Origin of the sequence: Capnocytophaga canis, from assembly GCF_000827555.1 — a bacterium.
GTDB classification, from domain to species: domain Bacteria; phylum Bacteroidota; class Bacteroidia; order Flavobacteriales; family Flavobacteriaceae; genus Capnocytophaga; species Capnocytophaga canis.
The window spans coordinates 42,604-60,062 of record NZ_CDOI01000090.1 but is presented as its reverse complement, the minus strand read 5'-3'; the positions used below and the strand labels follow the sequence as shown (position 1 = coordinate 60,062).

17 protein-coding genes are annotated in these 17,459 nt (G+C 36.3%); 13 read left to right on the top strand and 4 right to left on the bottom strand.

Features of this window, described 5'->3' with window-relative positions; genetic code table 11:
- Positions 1-149: 149 nt before the first annotated feature.
- The 4 genes from thrA to CCAND38_RS02655 all read right to left on the bottom strand — a co-directional run bounded on the left by thrA (position 150) and on the right by CCAND38_RS02655 (position 6,360).
- Positions 150-2,582, bottom strand: a complete 2,433-nt coding sequence (thrA, locus tag CCAND38_RS02670; protein ID WP_042343685.1) for a bifunctional aspartate kinase/homoserine dehydrogenase I — start codon at positions 2,580-2,582, stop codon at positions 150-152.
- A gap of 17 nt (positions 2,583-2,599) precedes the next feature.
- Positions 2,600-3,799, bottom strand: coding sequence for a peptidase associated/transthyretin-like domain-containing protein (locus CCAND38_RS02665; RefSeq protein WP_042343683.1), 1,200 nt, complete (start codon positions 3,797-3,799; stop codon positions 2,600-2,602).
- Positions 3,800-3,850: 51 nt separating this feature from the next.
- On the bottom strand, positions 3,851-4,846 hold the full coding sequence (locus tag CCAND38_RS02660; RefSeq protein ID WP_052458092.1) for an alpha/beta fold hydrolase: 996 nt from the start codon (positions 4,844-4,846) through the stop codon (positions 3,851-3,853).
- A gap of 236 nt (positions 4,847-5,082) precedes the next feature.
- Positions 5,083-6,360 (bottom strand): O-acetylhomoserine aminocarboxypropyltransferase/cysteine synthase family protein, encoded by a 1,278-nt coding sequence (locus CCAND38_RS02655; protein WP_042343681.1) that lies wholly within the window; start codon positions 6,358-6,360, stop codon positions 5,083-5,085.
- 372 nt (positions 6,361-6,732) lie between these two features.
- Between CCAND38_RS02655 and rplU the strand changes: the two genes are divergently transcribed.
- From rplU to CCAND38_RS02590, 13 genes are all read left to right on the top strand, one after another.
- Complete coding sequence (gene rplU / locus CCAND38_RS02650; RefSeq protein WP_042343678.1) at positions 6,733-7,350, top strand: 50S ribosomal protein L21; 618 nt, start codon at positions 6,733-6,735, stop codon at positions 7,348-7,350.
- 26 nt (positions 7,351-7,376) lie between these two features.
- Positions 7,377-7,637, top strand: a complete 261-nt coding sequence (gene rpmA, locus CCAND38_RS02645) for a 50S ribosomal protein L27 (protein ID WP_042007564.1) — start codon at positions 7,377-7,379, stop codon at positions 7,635-7,637.
- Positions 7,638-7,751: 114 nt separating this feature from the next.
- On the top strand, positions 7,752-9,116 hold the full coding sequence (locus CCAND38_RS02640) for an SLC13 family permease (RefSeq protein ID WP_042343677.1): 1,365 nt from the start codon (positions 7,752-7,754) through the stop codon (positions 9,114-9,116).
- A 170-nt stretch (positions 9,117-9,286) separates the two neighbouring features.
- A complete protein-coding gene (locus CCAND38_RS02635) occupies positions 9,287-9,775 on the top strand; it encodes a metallophosphoesterase family protein (protein WP_042343675.1) in 489 nt (162 codons plus the stop codon).
- A 266-nt stretch (positions 9,776-10,041) separates the two neighbouring features.
- Positions 10,042-11,136 (top strand): biotin synthase BioB, encoded by a 1,095-nt coding sequence (gene bioB, locus CCAND38_RS02630; protein WP_042343673.1) that lies wholly within the window; start codon positions 10,042-10,044, stop codon positions 11,134-11,136.
- Positions 11,137-11,338: 202 nt separating this feature from the next.
- On the top strand, positions 11,339-11,662 hold the full coding sequence (locus CCAND38_RS02625; protein WP_042343672.1) for an L-rhamnose mutarotase: 324 nt from the start codon (positions 11,339-11,341) through the stop codon (positions 11,660-11,662).
- 9 nt (positions 11,663-11,671) lie between these two features.
- Positions 11,672-12,544 (top strand): glucose-1-phosphate thymidylyltransferase RfbA, encoded by an 873-nt coding sequence (gene rfbA, locus CCAND38_RS02620; RefSeq protein WP_042343671.1) that lies wholly within the window; start codon positions 11,672-11,674, stop codon positions 12,542-12,544.
- An 89-nt stretch (positions 12,545-12,633) separates the two neighbouring features.
- Positions 12,634-13,785 carry an AAA family ATPase gene (locus CCAND38_RS02615; RefSeq protein WP_042343669.1) on the top strand — a complete coding sequence of 384 codons (1,152 nt, stop codon included), beginning with the start codon at positions 12,634-12,636 and terminating at the stop codon, positions 13,783-13,785.
- A 13-nt stretch (positions 13,786-13,798) separates the two neighbouring features.
- The gene (gene rfbC / locus CCAND38_RS02610) at positions 13,799-14,368 is read left to right on the top strand and encodes a dTDP-4-dehydrorhamnose 3,5-epimerase (protein WP_042343667.1); all 570 of its coding nucleotides are present in this window, start codon (positions 13,799-13,801) and stop codon (positions 14,366-14,368) included.
- Between the two features lie 14 nt (positions 14,369-14,382).
- Positions 14,383-15,225, top strand: a complete 843-nt coding sequence (rfbD, locus tag CCAND38_RS02605; protein WP_042343714.1) for a dTDP-4-dehydrorhamnose reductase — start codon at positions 14,383-14,385, stop codon at positions 15,223-15,225.
- A 48-nt stretch (positions 15,226-15,273) separates the two neighbouring features.
- Positions 15,274-15,624: a four helix bundle protein gene (locus CCAND38_RS02600; RefSeq protein WP_018279395.1), complete on the top strand. Its 351-nt coding sequence runs from the start codon at positions 15,274-15,276 to the stop codon at positions 15,622-15,624.
- A gap of 68 nt (positions 15,625-15,692) precedes the next feature.
- A complete protein-coding gene (rfbB, locus tag CCAND38_RS02595; protein WP_042343652.1) occupies positions 15,693-16,751 on the top strand; it encodes a dTDP-glucose 4,6-dehydratase in 1,059 nt (352 codons plus the stop codon).
- 164 nt (positions 16,752-16,915) lie between these two features.
- The gene (locus CCAND38_RS02590; protein ID WP_042343650.1) at positions 16,916-17,458 is read left to right on the top strand and encodes a YceD family protein; all 543 of its coding nucleotides are present in this window, start codon (positions 16,916-16,918) and stop codon (positions 17,456-17,458) included.
- Position 17,459 lies beyond the last annotated feature (1 nt).

Here is a 17,459-nt window from a genome sequence, read left to right as displayed (position 1 = left end):
ATTGCATCACTTCCTTTTCATGACAACATGATAGTTTCAGTACGACCAACATTGTGCAAGTCTTGTTTTTCAATCACGGTTTTTACTATCAGTAACTAACTAAAAGTTCAGCATGTAATCGGAATTTCACACTGAACCTTTTTATTTTTCTAAAAATTATTTCGTTCTGCTAATCTTAGAATATCGCCAAAAACTCCTCGGGCAGTAACTGCAGCTCCAGCCCCTGCTCCTTGGATTACGATAGGGTTATTCCCATAGGACTCCGTGTATATTTCAAAGATAGAATCTGCTCCTTTTACCTGTCCCAATGCACTGTTTTTCGGAACAGATACCAAAGAAACTTCTAACTTAGCGGTTGCTGTATCTGATAAATCACCATGCAAATCTCCTACATAACGCAACACATGGTCATCCGCTTGTCCGTCTTTAATATCTTGGTAATGAGCATTGAACTCCTCCAAACATTCAAGGAAATTGGATACAGACCCTTCACGTAAATGCTCAGGGATAAGATTTTGGATTTTAACATCCGTAAATTCGTTACCTAAATCCAATTCACGAGCCAGAATCAACAGTTTACGTCCAACATCATTTCCACAAAGATCCTCCCGTGGGTCGGGTTCGGTATAGCCACTATCGATAGCGAATTGCAACACCTCATCAAAAGGCTTATTTTCCTCTGAGAATGTATTAAATAAGTAGCTGAGAGTTCCAGAGAAAATCCCTTTAATACGCGTGATATTTTCTCCTGAATGGTGCAACAATCGAATAGTATCAATCAATGGTAATCCTGCTCCCACGTTGGTTTCGTAAAGATAGCTTTTCTGATATTTTGCCAAGTTCTCCCGCAGTTCTTGGTAGAAATCAAAGGAAATGGTATTCGCAATTTTATTAGCTGAAACCAAATCAAATCCACTCTTAATGAGCTGAATATAATTTTCTACAAAAGCTTTACTTGCCGTTACATCCACTGCGATAAGGTTCTCCAAATGATTTTTTTCAATGAATTGTTGCAGGATTGAGAAGTCATAATTTACAGCTTCTTGCTCAAATTGTTCTTTCCAATTTGTTGAAATTCCAGAAGCGTCAGTTAAAATGCGTGAAGAGTTAGCAATTGCAACAATTCGTAGACTTATATTCTTACGTTTCAGTATATTATCATGAGCATCTATCACCTGATCGATAAGCGTTGCTCCAACCGTTCCCTTTCCGAAAACTACTAGATTAATACGACGCGACACCCCGAAAATCTCTCCGTGGATAACGTTTAATGCCTTGTGTAATTTATTAGTTTTTAGCACCAAACTCACATTTTTACCTGTAATAGCATTATTGATAAGCAGTGGAACTATCTGATTGCGAATCAGTGCATTATATGGATAGTGAAACGTATCCAAATTCTGTCCTACGATGGAAATTACCGCTACGTTATCAATTACGGAAACGCTACTTACATCATTCGTGTAAAAATCTTGTGAAAATTCTTCTTCCAAAGCCAATTTTGCAGCGTTTGCATCATTTGAATGTACCACAAAACCAATACCTCGCTCCGAAGACCCTTGTGAAATAATACTTACACTGATGTTTTTGTTTGCCAATGCTCGAAAAATACGTGCATCAACCCCTACTTTTCCTAATAGTCCACGGCCTTCTAAAACAATCAAAGCATTATTTTCAATCACAGAAATTGACTTAATACCATCTTCTGAACTCTCGTTGTGAATCAGCGTTCCTGAATCCTCATTCTTAAATGTATTTTTAATACGTAATGGTATATTTCTCTCTATCAGTGGAATAATAGTTTTAGCATGTAGAATTGACGCCCCAAAATTCGCTAATTCATTTGCCTCTTCATACGACAGATGACGAATGATTTTAGCTTCGGGAACTAACTCTGGATTGGCTGTAAAAATACCATCCACATGAGTGTAGTTTTGCATTTCAGTTGCATTTAGGAAATTAGCTAATAGAGCTGCGGAATAGTTACTCCCATTTCGGCCTAATGTTGTGGTTTCTCCCTTTTGGGTGGAAGCAATAAATCCAGTAACCACGGGAACTTCATCCTTGGAAAATCTTAAGAAAAGGTCTTGAGTTTTCTTTTTAGATACATCACTGATAATATGAGCATTACCAAACTCACTATCCGTAACAAAAATATTTCGACTATCCACAAACGAGCTTTTGACACCTTGCTCACGCAACAATTCAGCGATCAATTTAGCAGCAATTAATTCCCCTTGAGCAATAACTAAATCTTTGATTTTTAGGCTGTAATCACCAAGTAAGGAAACTCCTTCCAACAATTTTTCAAGTAACTCAAAATTTTCTGCTATTTCTTGTTGATAATTGTCATTAAAATTATATAGTTGATATGACTTAAAAGACTTTAACTCAGATTGATAATCTACCCCGTTACGAGCTTTCTCCAATAATGTGATTAGTTCATCGGTGGCGTTTCCTCGTGCTGAAACTACAACCGCTACTTGTTCTTTATTTTGTACTTTCTGACGGATAATGTTAAGTACAGTGTCCAATCCATTTCCGTTAGCTAAGGATTTTCCTCCAAATTTTAATATTTTCATCTTATTATTTTGTATTTTTATTTATGAATATTTGTCTTAAAGTGTGATTTATCTGTATTTTTATTCATTTTATTGACGAATTCTTGCATTTCAGAGGTCAAACGTAATATTTTATTATTCTCCCAATATTCCGCATTATACTTTCCTTTTATTTCAAAAATTTGTTTTTCCAAATCAATATTATTCTTAATCGGTGTGTTATAATCAATCGGAAAAGCATCAAAATAGGAACTTATTTCAAAAATATCTTTCTCTCCATTCGCTTTTAGAACTTCTCTTCTATCGTTTAGAATCGCATTTTTGATTTGTTTTTTTCCATTCAAAGGATTTTTATGAAAAAATACGGATAGGATACGTTCTCTAAACCTAAATTTAAGATTCAATTTCTTATTACCTACCTTATAATCTGCATTAGGATTGGTGTATTCCAAATAAAATTTATCAAAATGTAAGGTTTCGTTATTAATTAAATAGTAACCTGTGAAATTTTCACCTTGCTTTTTATCTTCTTCTGTTATTTTTTTAGATGATATGGTTAGTTTTGTATATGTTTTGTCCTGAAAAACTTCACTTTTATGGCTAAAATTCTCCGTTGGTGTGTTGTTTGATGCTATTAAATTCAAAAAATACTTAAAACCATACAGTTCAAAGCCATATTCTGTAAAATCACTTACTTTTCGGATGTTATCCACTTGTACAATATAATTATTTTTTGGCATCGGAGCTGATTTAGTGTTATACAATGTTTTCTTTTCTAAAATTCCCGAAATATCAACTAATGTATGAATTTCTCCATTTTTCTTTACCAAACATCGTAAGAAAAATTTTTCTTTATGAGGAATTAACGCATAATCCCGTTTCACCTGCTCTACCATTTTAGAAAACAATGTCTGATAAGAAACTTCCACTTCATCTAATAGAAAAGCCTTCGGTTTCAGATAAATAGTATCTTTGTGAGCAAAATCTTTTATCAAACCTTGTACCTTTTCATATCCTAAAATACTTATATACAGCGAATCAGCTTTTGATGAAAAAGCAAATTTTCCTTCGGAATTTGAAATAGAATAACCATCTGAATTATAAATAGTTACAAACTCTAACGGATTTTTTGTTTCACCATCAACAATCACCGATTGAAGCCTATTTTGCCCCAATGCTATCCCTCCAAAAATTAGTGCTATAAAAATAGAAATACGTTTTATTGTATTGATATTCATTATGTCAGTTTTTTATTTTATGCTTAAAAATTATCTTTTATATGAAAAACATCAGTGGAAGAAAATTTCTCTCAAAAAAATATCAAGTTGTTGATATTCAATAAGAAAAGCATCATGCCCATGGATAGATTTTATTTCTTGATAGGTACTTTGTTTTCCCATTTTTTGTAATAATTGATGAGTTTCTATATTTTCTTCGGGAACAAAATACAAATCAGAGTTAGTTCCTATGATATGTATTTGTGTTTCAACCGATTGCATAACTTGTTCAAAATTGCCTCTATCTTTGGTAATATCAATTGTTTTAACTAATTGATTCATAAGTTTATACGCTGCAAGAGAAAAACGTTTTTCTAATTTTTCACCATGGTGTAAAAGCCATGTTTCTACGTTGTGAAGAGACTGATTTTCATGATGTAACGTACGATTGAACTTAATTTTAAACGATTGTGGCGAACGATAGCAGAGCATTGCATGTAACCGAGCATCGTGCATTGGTTGGGATGAAGTTTCTAAGATTCGTTCTTGAATTAAGCTATTAGCAATAATCCAATCCGATGATTTCCAATCGGTTGCAACAGCAACGAAATGTGAAAAAAGTTTTGGTGCCAAAGCAATCATTTCCCACGCAATACCTCCTCCTACCGAATTTCCTACCAATGCAAAAGCCTTTGAAATATTCAATATTTCTAAACCTTGTAGAAAGATACGAGCCACATCTCGAGCTACCCATTTGTAGGGATTTTGAATCAACATGGAAGCTCCATAACCATTACCTGGAACATCAAAGCACAGAATGCTATATCGTTGAGCATCAATAGGCTTTCCGTACCCTATAGCTTCGTTCCACCAACCATTTTCCCCCATCACTTGTGAATTACCCGTCAGAGCGTGATTGACCACAACAAGCGGTGCAGTGCCAAGTTCTTGCCCAAAAACCTGATACTGCAACCGTATTTCTTTATAATGTTCACCCGAAAGAGTTGAAAAATCTAAAATGTCAATATACCGATAGCCTGAACAGGCTTTTTCAAAATTTGTATCCATCTGTGAATGTTCGTTTTTCTTAGACAATCAGGTTAATCGCAAAACTACAAAATAAATTATTTTGTAGCTGAGTGTAGTATGAACATTCCATATCTCACACCTGCCGATACTCTATATAAACTAGTAACCAATTTTAGGTATGAAAGCTGTACTGAAAAGGATCAGTTCTATTTCTGTAGAATTAGAGAGTATATGTAATTAATCCCTAAAACAAGCCTTTTCAGTACATTGTAAAATTATTGAGCGCTGGAAAACGCCTGTTTCAAATCATTTTTCAAATCTTCGATATCTTCCAAACCAATAGACAAACGAATAAGGTCGGTAGTAACGCCCGTTGTTTTCTGTTGTGTTTCCGTAAGCTGTTGGTGCGTGGTACTCGCAGGGTGGATAAGCAATGATTTGGTGTCTCCGATATTTGCTAAAAGTGAGAAAATCTTTACGTTATCAACGGTTTTCTTAGCTGCATCATAACCTCCTTTCAATCCGAAAGTAACAACACCACTTTGCCCTTTTGGTAGATATTTATTTGACAGTTCTTTATATGGACTGTCCTCTAATCCAGGGTAGTTTACCCATGCCACCTCGGGTTGAGTCTGTAACCATTTGGCTAATTCCAATGCATTTTCACTGTGTTTTTTGATACGAACTTCCAAGGTTTCCAAACTTTGCAAAATTTGGAAGGCATTGAATGGACTTAGTGCAGCTCCCAAATCACGCAATCCTTCGATTCGGATTTTAGCAATAAATGCCGCATTTCCAAGCACTTCGTGAAGTACTAACCCATGGTATCCAGCTGAAGGCTGTGTGAATTCGGGGAACTTCCCACTACTCCAGTCAAAGTTTCCTGCATCGATAATAGCTCCTCCTAAAGAAGTTCCGTTTCCTCCGATGTACTTTGTAAGAGAATGAATTACAATATCCGCCCCATACTCTATTGGACGTAGCAAAGCTGGTGAAGCAACTGTATTATCTACAATCAAAGGAAGGTTATGAGCATGAGCTATCTTAGCTATTGCTTCAATGTCTAACACATCTAGTTTAGGATTTCCTAACGATTCGACAAAAATTGCACGAGTATTTTCTTTTACTGCTACATCGAAATTTTTAGGGTCTTTCGGATCAACAAAAGTTGTAGTAATTCCCAAACGCGGAAGCGTAACATTCAGCATATTGTAGGTTCCTCCATAGAGACTGTTCGAGGCTACAATATGCTCTCCAGCTCTTAATAACGTCAAAAAGGTAGTTGAAATAGCAGCTGTTCCTGAAGAAGTTACCACCGCTCCAATACCTCCCTCTAAGGCTGCCAATCGTTGCTCAAGAATATCGTTGGTAGGGTTATTCAGTCGGGTATAGATATAGCCCGGTTGCGTAAGGTTAAATCGTCCAGCAGCATTGTCTGAATTTTCAAAAACATAAGACGTTGTCTGATAAATCGGAATGGCACGAGTTCCGTTATGTTCTTTTACGTTATGTCCTGCGTGAAGTGCCTTTGTTGCTTGTTTTAAATTACTCATAGTTATTGATTTAGTATTATTTTCTGTTTCGTTATTATTTTTTGTTTGTTTTAAAATTCTTTTCTAATTCATTTGTAATAAAAAGAAAATATTTCCTATTTTAATCTTTTTGATATTTAATTTTTAATGCTTTTCAGGTGCAAATGTAGTAATATTTTTTACACAAACAAATTTTTAAGGTACTTTTTTAAAAATAATCTGTAATATTCCGCAAATACTTTTTTTTGACTTACGCATCCAAAAACTTTCTTACTAGTAAAAAAGTGGTATATGAAAGAAAGAAGCAGACCTAAAAATAAATCCCAAAACATTTGGTTGATTGGAATAAAAGTAGTAATTTTGCACCCAATTTTAATTAAAACGTATTAAGCTATGTATGCAATTGTAGAGATAGCAGGGCAACAATTTAAAGTAAGCAAAGACCAAAAAGTGTTTGTACACCGTTTGCAAAATGAAGAGGGTCAGAAAGTTACGTTCAATAACGTTCTTCTCTTGGACAATGCAGGTGCAATCACTGTAGGCGCCCCAGCTATAAGCGGAGCTTCTGTAGAAGCAAAAGTATTAAAACATTTAAAAGGAGACAAAGTCGTTGTTTTCAAAAAGAAAAGACGTAAAGGTTTCAAAGTTAAAAACGGTCACAGACAATATTTGACAGAGATTGTTATCGAAAATATCGTAGCGTCTGGAACGGTAAAAGCTGAAAAAACTGAAAAGAAAGAAGCAAAATCTGCAAAGGCTGATGATTTGAAAAAAATTGAAGGTATTGGACCAAAAGCATCTGAGGCTCTCGTAGCAGCTGGTGTGGATACTTTCGCAAAATTGGCTAAAAAATCAGTAGACGAAATCAAAGCCATATTAACAGAAGCAAGTTCAACTTTATCACACTTAGATCCTCAAACATGGGCAGCACAAGCACAATTGGCAGCTGACGGAAAATGGGATGAGTTGAAAAAATGGCAGGACGAACTGAATGGTGGCGTTCAAAAATAATTTTTAACACTTAAAAAAAGAAGAAAATGGCTCACAAGAAAGGTGTCGGTAGTTCGAAAAACGGTAGAGAATCTCACTCGAAACGTTTAGGAGTGAAGATTTATGGTGGTCAAGTTGCCATCGCAGGGAATATTATTGTTAGACAAAGAGGAACTCAACACAATCCAGGGCAAAACGTATACATCGGTAAAGACCATACGTTACACGCTCAAGTGGATGGAATCGTTAAGTTCGAGAAAAAAAGAGACAATAAATCGTATGTTTCAATAGTTCCATTTGAAGCATAGTCGAAGGATATTAGTAAAGGAATAAAAAAGAGATTATCTAAATTTTAGATAGTCTCTTTTTTTATTTTCTAAATTTTATCTTAACTTTGTGGTGTATTCGTAAAAAAATCGACCATGCAAAAAACTCTTCGAAAGGCTTTTATCATAGGTTTGTCAATTCTCATAGCTTTACTTTTGAATTATTTACTTCCCTATGAAGATAAAGTCAATAAAGGATTAGCTCTGTTGGTATTCGTAGCTATTTTATGGCTTACCGAAATTGTTCACATTACTGTTACGGCGTTGTTGATTCCTATTTTGGCGATACTTTTGGGTCTTGAACAGACTAAACCAGCCTTACAGGCTTTTGCCAATCCTACGATTTTCCTTTTTTTTGGAGGATTTGTTATCGCTACCGCTTTGAGTGTTCAAAAGTTGGATCAATATATTGCCAATCGCGTAATTTCATTGGCTCGGGGTAATTTTGTTGTCGCTATTCTATTACTTTTTTCCGTAACAGCCTTATTTTCAATGGGTATAAGTAATACAGCTACTGCTGCTATGATTATTCCATTAGCCATTGGGATGCTAAAAAATGTGGACTATCAAACGAACAGAAACACATATGTTTTTGTCATTTTGGGAGTAGCTTACAGTGCGAGTGTTGGAGGAATGGGATCGCTTGTGGGGTCTCCTCCGAATGCCATCGTAGCTTCGCAGTTGCATTTGACTTTCTCCGATTGGCTTAAATACGGAATACCTGTAATGATGGGATTGATGCCACTGATGTTACTGGCTATGTATATCGTACTTAAACCAAATTTTAAAATTAAAGTGACTACAGAAAACTTGGTCGACAAATTAACCCGAAAACAATATATTACAATCATTATTTTTATAGTCACAGCACTTAGTTGGATTTTTGGAGATTTTTTAAATAGTACAATATCTTCCATCTTAGGAATTGCAAAAATTGCAGAGTTTGACGCTCTTGTTGCTATGATTGCAGCCGTATTGGTTTGTTTTTCAGGTGTTGCAAGCTGGAAAGAGGTTCAAGATAATACGGATTGGGGTGTACTATTGCTTTTTGGAGGAGGATTAACTTTAAGTGCCGTATTGACCAGTTCAGGAGCGAGTAAAGCTTTGGTCGATGGAGTTGTTTTTTTGGTAGAAGGAAAACATTTCTATCTGATAGGCTTATTGGTAGCGGTGTTTATCATTTTTCTTACAGAATTCACATCAAACACAGCAAGTGCCGCTTTGCTTGTTCCAATTTTTATTTCCATAGCTCAAGAATTGGAAATGAATCCTTTAGGGCTTTCTCTCATCATTGGATTGGGAGCTTCGTGTGCCTTTATGTTACCTGTGGCAACTCCCCCAAATGCCATTGCTTATGGAACTGGGATGGTAAATCAAAATGATATGATCAAAATAGGATTCGTACTTAACATATTGAGTGTCATATTTATATCTACGATGGCGTATTGGTTTTGGTTTTAAGATAATGCTGTTACCTTTATTCTGATTTAAACTTATACATAAGAAAACTTTTCGACGTATTTAGCTCATATCTATTGTTTAAAATTCTACTTTTGGTAGCATAGCCACCATAATTGACAATCTCAATTTGTATTGTTGAGTTCTGTTTGTTTTTAGATATAAATGATGTTATGAAAATTTTATTACTTTCCGATACGCACTCTTACATGGATGATAAAATCTTATCACACGCCTCACAAGTGGATGAGGTTTGGCATTGTGGTGATTTCGGTTCGATGGAAGTTGCTAAAGCACTTGCTCAACAGAAACCTCTGCGAGGGGTTTACGGTAATATTGATGGTGCCGATATTCGTAGCCAATTTCCGGAAGTGAACCGTTTTTTCTGTGAAGGGATAGAAGTTTTAATGATTCATATTGGAGGTTATCCTGACAAATACACCTCTTTAGCTAGAAAAGAGATTATGAAGAATCCTCCTAAAATTTTTATATCAGGGCATTCGCATATTTTAAAAGTGATGTATGACAAGAGATTCCAGCTATTACATTTAAATCCAGGAGCAGTAGGTAAACACGGTTGGCAAACCGTTCGTACTATGATTCGGTTTGAGATTGAGAAAGAAGAAATAAAGAATGTTCAGGTTATAGAATTTCCGAGATGATTGAATTTTGGAGGTGCGTATTCTTCGTATAAAATATTTTTTGTGAGACTTTTGAGCGTATGTTTTTTAAGGTTATAGAGTTTAAGAGTTAAAAAGAATAAATATTTTTACTATTTGTAGATTGTTTATCGTTTTGAAACTCTTAAAAATAACTTAATAAATCCAATAGTATAGGGCTATAAATTTTCGTGTGTTTGAACTATATTCATTCAGTTATCTAAAATAAATTATTATCTTTGCCTTTCGGAACATAAATAATTAGGTATATGAGCGAAACTCGACATAATTGGACAAAAGAAGAAATCATAGCGATTTACAACAAACCTTTAATGGATTTGCTTTATGAAGCAGCTACCGTTCATCGTAAATACCACGACCCTAATACTGTGCAGGTATCTACTTTATTATCAATAAAAACGGGTGGATGTTCCGAGGATTGTGGTTACTGTCCGCAAGCTGCTCGTTATCATACTCATGTGGAAACGGAAGAACAATTGATGAGCGTTTCACACGTAAAGGCACAGGCACTACGAGCAAAATCATCAGGAGCCTCTCGTGTTTGTATGGGGGCAGCATGGAGAAATGTAAAGGATGGTCCAGAGTTCGACCAAGTGTTGGAAATGGTGCGTACGATTAATAAGATGAACATGGAGGTATGCTGTACTTTGGGAATGATTACCGAAAACCAAGCAAAACGTTTAGCAGAAGCAGGGCTATATGCCTACAACCACAATTTGGATACTTCTAAGGAATATTACGAAGAAATTATCTCTACACGAAGTTATGACGACCGGTTACAAACCATTGAGAACGTGCGTAAAACAAATATCACTGTTTGTAGTGGAGGTATTATCGGAATGGGAGAGTCTTTGGAAGATCGTGCGGGGATGTTGGTAGCCTTATCAACCTTAAACCCTCAACCAGAATCGGTGCCAATCAACGCCTTAGTTCCTGTGGAAGGAACTCCTTTGGAGGATCAAGAATTGGTTGAAATTTGGGATATGGTGCGGATGATAGCCACAACACGTATCGTAATGCCTACAACTCAGGTGCGTCTTTCTGCAGGAAGAACCCAAATGAGTCGTGAAGGTCAAGCGATGTGTTTCTTTGCAGGAGCAAACTCTATCTTTGCGGGGGATAAATTGCTCACTACTCCAAACCCTAATATCAATGAAGATATGCAAATGTTTGAAATATTAGGAATTAGACCCCAAGAACCTTTTGAAAAACATAAACAACCCGTTACGGTTGAAGCTAAAGATTCTCAGTATGTTGACTTGGGTGAGAATCCAAAATGGACTCGTCCAACCCACAAAATTGAACGCAACGAACAAAAACGAAAAACTCGAATGACGGAGTAAGTTTAAAAATACCATCTTACAAATAATCAAGAGTTTAGTAGTATGTTCTGTTTATAAAAAATATAATTGTAATTTTAAGAAAATACATACTACCCTTATTTCATGTAAATTAGGATGAGTATCTTTACAAAAGATTGAAATCACATTTCTATTTTTTTACCAAAGGAATTGCTAAAAATATAAAATAGTAAAAATTAAAATTATGAAACGCTTCGGACAAGTAATCAAGGTAAAACCTGAAAAATTAGCTTATTATCGAGAATTACATGCCAATCCGTGGCAATCTGTTTTGGATAAAATTCACGAATGTAATATCCGAAATTACTCCATTTTTTTATTGAATGATGAGCTTCTTTTTGCATATTTTGAATATACTGGAGATAATTTTCAAGAAGATATGCAAAAAATGGCTGCCGATCCCGAAACACAACGTTGGTGGGCGGAAACCGATCCTTGTCAACAACCCTTAGAACTTAAGGAAGGCGAATGGTGGCACACAATGGAACAGGTTTTTCACACGGAATAGAATAGTATTATGAAAGGAATTATTCTTGCAGGAGGCTCAGGAACAAGGCTTTACCCGATCACAAAAGGTGTTTCAAAGCAGTTACTACCCGTATATGACAAACCGATGATTTACTATCCGCTTTCGGTGCTGATGTTGGCGGGTATTCGTGACGTTTTGGTGATTTCGACCCCGCAAGACTTGCCTGGTTTTCAGCGACTTTTAGGCGATGGCAACGACTACGGAATTTCGATTAGTTATGCTGAGCAACCCTCACCCGACGGACTGGCACAAGCCTTCATCATCGGAGAGCAATTCATTGGAAATGATGATGTTTGCCTCGTATTGGGCGATAATATTTTCTACGGACAAAGTTTTACCAAAATGCTTCTGCAATCCGTTGAAACCGCTGAAAAAGAGCGTAAAGCAACCGTTTTCGGTTACTACGTCAAAGACCCTGAACGTTACGGAGTTGCCGAATTTGATGCAGAAGGAAACGTACTTTCCATCGAAGAGAAACCCGAAAAACCAAAATCGCATTATGCTGTGGTGGGGCTGTATTTCTATCCGAATAAAGTTGTAAATGTAGCCAAAAACATAAAACCTTCGGCAAGAGGAGAATTGGAAATCACCACAGTAAACCAACAGTTTTTGAAAGATAACGAGCTGAAAGTACAGCTATTAGGGCGAGGTTTTGCGTGGCTTGACACAGGCACACACGATTCACTTTCAGAGGCTTCCAACTTCGTGGAAACTATTGAGAAAAGACAAGGGCTTAAAATATCTTGTTTGGAAGAAATTGCCTACCAAAGAGGTTGGATTTCTGCCGAAAAAATCCGAGAGTTAGCCCAACCAATGCTCAAAAATCAATACGGGCAATATCTCATTAATTTATTGAAATAATTTTTCTTCATCTTTTAGCAACTTACCTTTTGGTAACTTACCTTTTGGTAAGACGTAAAATTCTTATTACCTTTGCAAAAATATCGGTTATGCACGAGGAATTTACAAATGTGCCATTTACGTTTGGAACAATTATTCTGAAAACAGATTTTGTCAATCGACAAAAGGAAATAAAATTATTAAGACAATGTTTTTTGTCAGGGACGAATGTAATTCTGATCTCTCCCCGTAGATGGGGGAAATCTTCCTTGGTGGAAAAGGTTGCTGAATCATTTAAAAATGATAAAACATTAAAAATATGCAAGTTAGATCTTTTTAATGTGCGTACCGAAGAGGAGTTTTATATTTCTTTCACCAACGCAGTTTTAAAAGCTACTTCTTCACGGTGGGATGATTTTGTAACAAATGCAAAGCAATTTCTTTCACAATTGTTGCCACAAGTTTCATTAGCTTCAAATGATGAAACTACATTGCAATTTGGCATATCGTGGAAAGAATTACAGAAAAATCCGGATGATATTTTGAACTTAGCAGAGAATATCGCACAAAAGAAAGGTATCAAAATTGTGGTTTGTTTTGATGAATTTCAGAATATAGCCTCTTTTTCAGATAGTCTGTCATTTCAAAAGAAATTAAGAGCTCATTTTCAGCGACATCAGAACGTTTCATACTGCTTTTATGGTAGTAAACGACATATGCTGATAGAAGTTTTTACAGATACATCAATGCCTTTTTATAAGTTTGGTGATATTATTTTTCTTGAAAAAATTAACACTAAAGAATGGGTAAACTTCATTAAGCAACGTTTTGAAGAAACCAACAAGCAAATCACAGATAGTCAAGCTAAAAAAATCGTAGAACTTGTTGATAATCATTCATATTACGTACAGCAATTAGCTCAACAAGTATGGCTTAGAACAACACAAAAAAGCAATAAAAAGCTTATAGAAAATACCCATCAAAGCCTGATACAACAACTTAGCTTACTCTTCATAACACTGACGGAAACCTTAACTAATACTCAATTAGGGTTTTTAAAGGCATTACTTAACGGAGAGCAGAATTTGAGTTCCAAAGAAGTGATGGATACTTATAAATTAGGTTCCTCAGCCAATGTGGTTAAGCTAAAAAGAGCTTTAGTAGATAAGGATATTCTAGATGATATGGCGGGGATTCTAACCTTTCAAGACCCGCTGTATCGAGAATGGCTAAAAAAATATTATTTTAAGTTAAATTACTGATTATAATCAACATATGACCATAATCCAAACAGAAATAAAAGACGTTATCATCATTGAACCTAAAATTTTCGGTGATGAACGCGGATACTTTTTTGAGTCGTTTTCACAAGAAAAGTTTGTGGAACAAGTTTGTAAAACAACTTTCGTACAGGATAACGAATCAAAATCGCGTTACGGTGTGGTAAGGGGATTGCACTTTCAGAAACCTCCGTTTTCACAATCAAAATTGGTACGCGTAGTAGTAGGAAAGGTTTTGGACGTTGCGGTCGATATCCGTAAGGGTTCGCCTACTTTTGGCAAATACGTAGCTGTTGAGCTTTCTGCCGAAAACAAGCGACAATTGTTCGTACCCAGAGGTTTTGCTCACGGATTTTCCGTGCTGAGCGAGGAAGTCATTTTTCAATATAAGTGCGACAATTACTACAATCCCAAGGAGGAAGGAAGCGTTCTGTGGAACGACCCTGCACTGCAAATCGATTGGAAAATCCCTCATCAAAATATTATTCTTTCGCAAAAAGACAAAGAAAGCCCCTTGCTGAAAGATGCTTTTCACTTCGATTTTGATGTAAACCTATACGAATAATGCGATTTGAGACAATGAAAAACATATTAGTTACAGGAGCTAACGGACAATTAGGCTCTGAAATTCAGAATATTCAAGGAAAAACCAAAAATTACTTCTTTACAGATGCTTCGGACTTAGACATTACCAACCGACAGGCAATTTCGGATTTCGTAAAGAAAAACAACATTCAGATTGTGGTTAATTGTGCCGCATACACCAACGTGGATAAAGCCGAAGACGACATACAAACCGCCAACCTGATAAATAACATCGCAGTAGGCTACTTGGCAGAAGTCTGCAAGGAAAACAACGCTTCTCTTATTCATATATCAACGGATTACGTTTTTGGAGGCACTAAAAACACACCTTACTCCGAAACAGACCCTACGGAACCGCTGGGAATTTACGGACGAACGAAATTAGAGGGCGAAAAAACCATTCAGAATGCGGATATTGATTATCTTATCATCAGAACCTCGTGGTTGTACTCGCTTTCCTTTGGGCATAACTTCGTCAAAACCATTCAACGATTGAGTTCTGAACGCAATGAACTCAAAGTAGTTTTCGACCAAGTTGGGACGCCCACAAATGCTCGTGACTTAGCTGCATTTATCGTCCATATCATTGAGAAAGATTTGTACAAAAAACGCGAGGTGTATCATTTCTCAAATGAAGGCGTATGCTCGTGGTTCGACTTCGCTACCGAAATCGTTCGTATGTCAGGGAATGATTGTCTGATTAAACCCTGCTTGTCGAGCGAATTCCCAAGTAAGGTAAAACGTCCAAGTTATTCGGTTTTGGACAAATCAAAGCTAAAAAACGATTTTAATTATACAATTTCACATTGGAAAGAGGCTTTGAAAGAGATAAAGTAAGTTACAAGGAACAAGAAACAAGTTTTCCGAAAGGAAATCAACCGACAAATGGCAAACGAATTAGAAGACAGATTATTTAATTTTTCTATCCGTGTAATTAACGGAGTTCGCAAACTGCCCAATGAAAAAGAATACAAGGTAATTGCGTACCAACTGATAAAATCAGCAACCTCAGTAGGAGCAAATTATCAGGAAGCACAAGGAGCAGTGTCACAGGCTGATTTTACTAATAAAATAGGATTATGCCTAAAAGAAATCAGAGAGACAAACTATTGGATACGAATTATCATTGCAATTTACCATAATGAAAAGACAGATTGGGAAACTTTAAAACAGGAGAGTAACGAATTGAAGAATATTTTAGCTTCAATCTATAATAAAATGAAATTAAAAAAATAGAAATCAATACACATCAAACTAACTTGGTACTTGTTAATTGGTTTTTGGTTACTTAAAAAACACTTCAAATGAAAAAAAACATTTTAATAACAGGCGGAGCTGGATTTATAGGCTCACACGTGGTTCGGTTGTTTGTAAACAAATATCCTGACTACAGAATCATCAATTTGGATTTACTAACCTATGCCGGAAACTTAGAAAACCTCAAAGATATAGAGAAATCACCTAACTACGAGTTCGTAAAGGCTGATATCTGCGACTTTCAGGCTATGAAGCAACTCATCGAGAGCAAAAACATCAGCGGAATTATCCATTTGGCAGCAGAAAGCCACGTAGACCGCAGCATTAAAGACCCTTTCACCTTTGCAAAGACCAATGTTATGGGTACGCTATCGCTCCTACAGGCAGCACGTGAGGTTTGGAATGGCAATTGGAACGGAAAGCTGTTCTATCACGTCTCCACCGATGAGGTGTACGGTGCTTTGCAGATGGACAACACACTTTTCACAGAAAACACAAAGTACGACCCCCATTCGCCCTATTCGGCATCGAAAGCCTCGTCCGACCACTTCGTTCGAGCTTATCAAGACACCTACGGACTTCCGACACTTATCTCCAACTGCTCCAACAACTACGGAAGCTATCAGTTTCCTGAGAAATTAATCCCTTTATTCATCAATAACATTCGCAGTAATAAGCCGCTACCCGTTTACGGACGTGGTGAAAACGTGCGAGATTGGCTCTACGTTGAAGACCACGCCAGAGCAATTGACGTAATATTCCACAAGGGTAAAATTGGCGATACGTACAACATCGGAGGCTTTAACGAATGGAAAAACATCGACTTGATACGCGTCATCATCAAGGAAGTAGATAAGCAGTTGGGTCGCCCCGAAGGAAGCTCGGAAAAACTCATTACGTTTGTTACTGACCGAGCAGGACACGACCTTCGTTATGCTATTGACGCTACAAAAATTAAAGAAGAGCTTGGTTGGGAGCCTTCCTTACAGTTCGAAGAGGGGATTCAGCGTACCGTAGCTTGGTATCTGCAAAATCAAGAATGGTTAGATACCATCACCAGTGGCGACTACCAAAAATATTACGACCAGATGTATAAAGGGAGATAGTTTTTTCTGATTCCACTGAGTCTGTAGATTTCTTGTGTTTTAAGAATCAACCCTTAAAAGGTAAATTTGTGTGTACTTTTTTTATTAAAAATATTTGCCATTCAGAATAAAGTTGTATATTTGCACACGCTAAAAAACTATTTGTCTCATCAAACTTGCAGAAAATGAATAAGTTAAAGAAATACAACATATCTTTTGCTGGCTTGAAATTGGGAAAACATCAGTTCGTTTATGAATTAGACAAAAGTTTTTTGGATTTGTTTGCGTACGACGATGTGAATGATGTACATCAAAAGGTGACGGTTGATTTAGACAAAAAGTCAAATCTGTTGGAACTCCATTTTAGAAATGAGGGAACAGTCAATGTGAATTGCGATTTATCCAATGAACCTTTTGATTTGGAGGTAGCAAGTGAGTTGTTCTTAGTTGTGAAATTTGGAGAGGAATTTAATGACGAAGACGATGAATTGTTGATTCTACCACACGGAGAACATCAAGTAAATGTAGCTCAATACATTTATGAATTAGTAGTATTATCAATTCCTGCCAAACGCGTTCATCCGGATGTTCAAAATGGTACATTACATCTTGATATATTAGATAAATTGGAAGAATTAAGTCCCAAAGGGGATGTAGACGAAAGGGAAATCGTTGATCCGAGGTGGGAAGGTTTAAAAAAAATAATAATAACTGATAAAGAAAAATAAG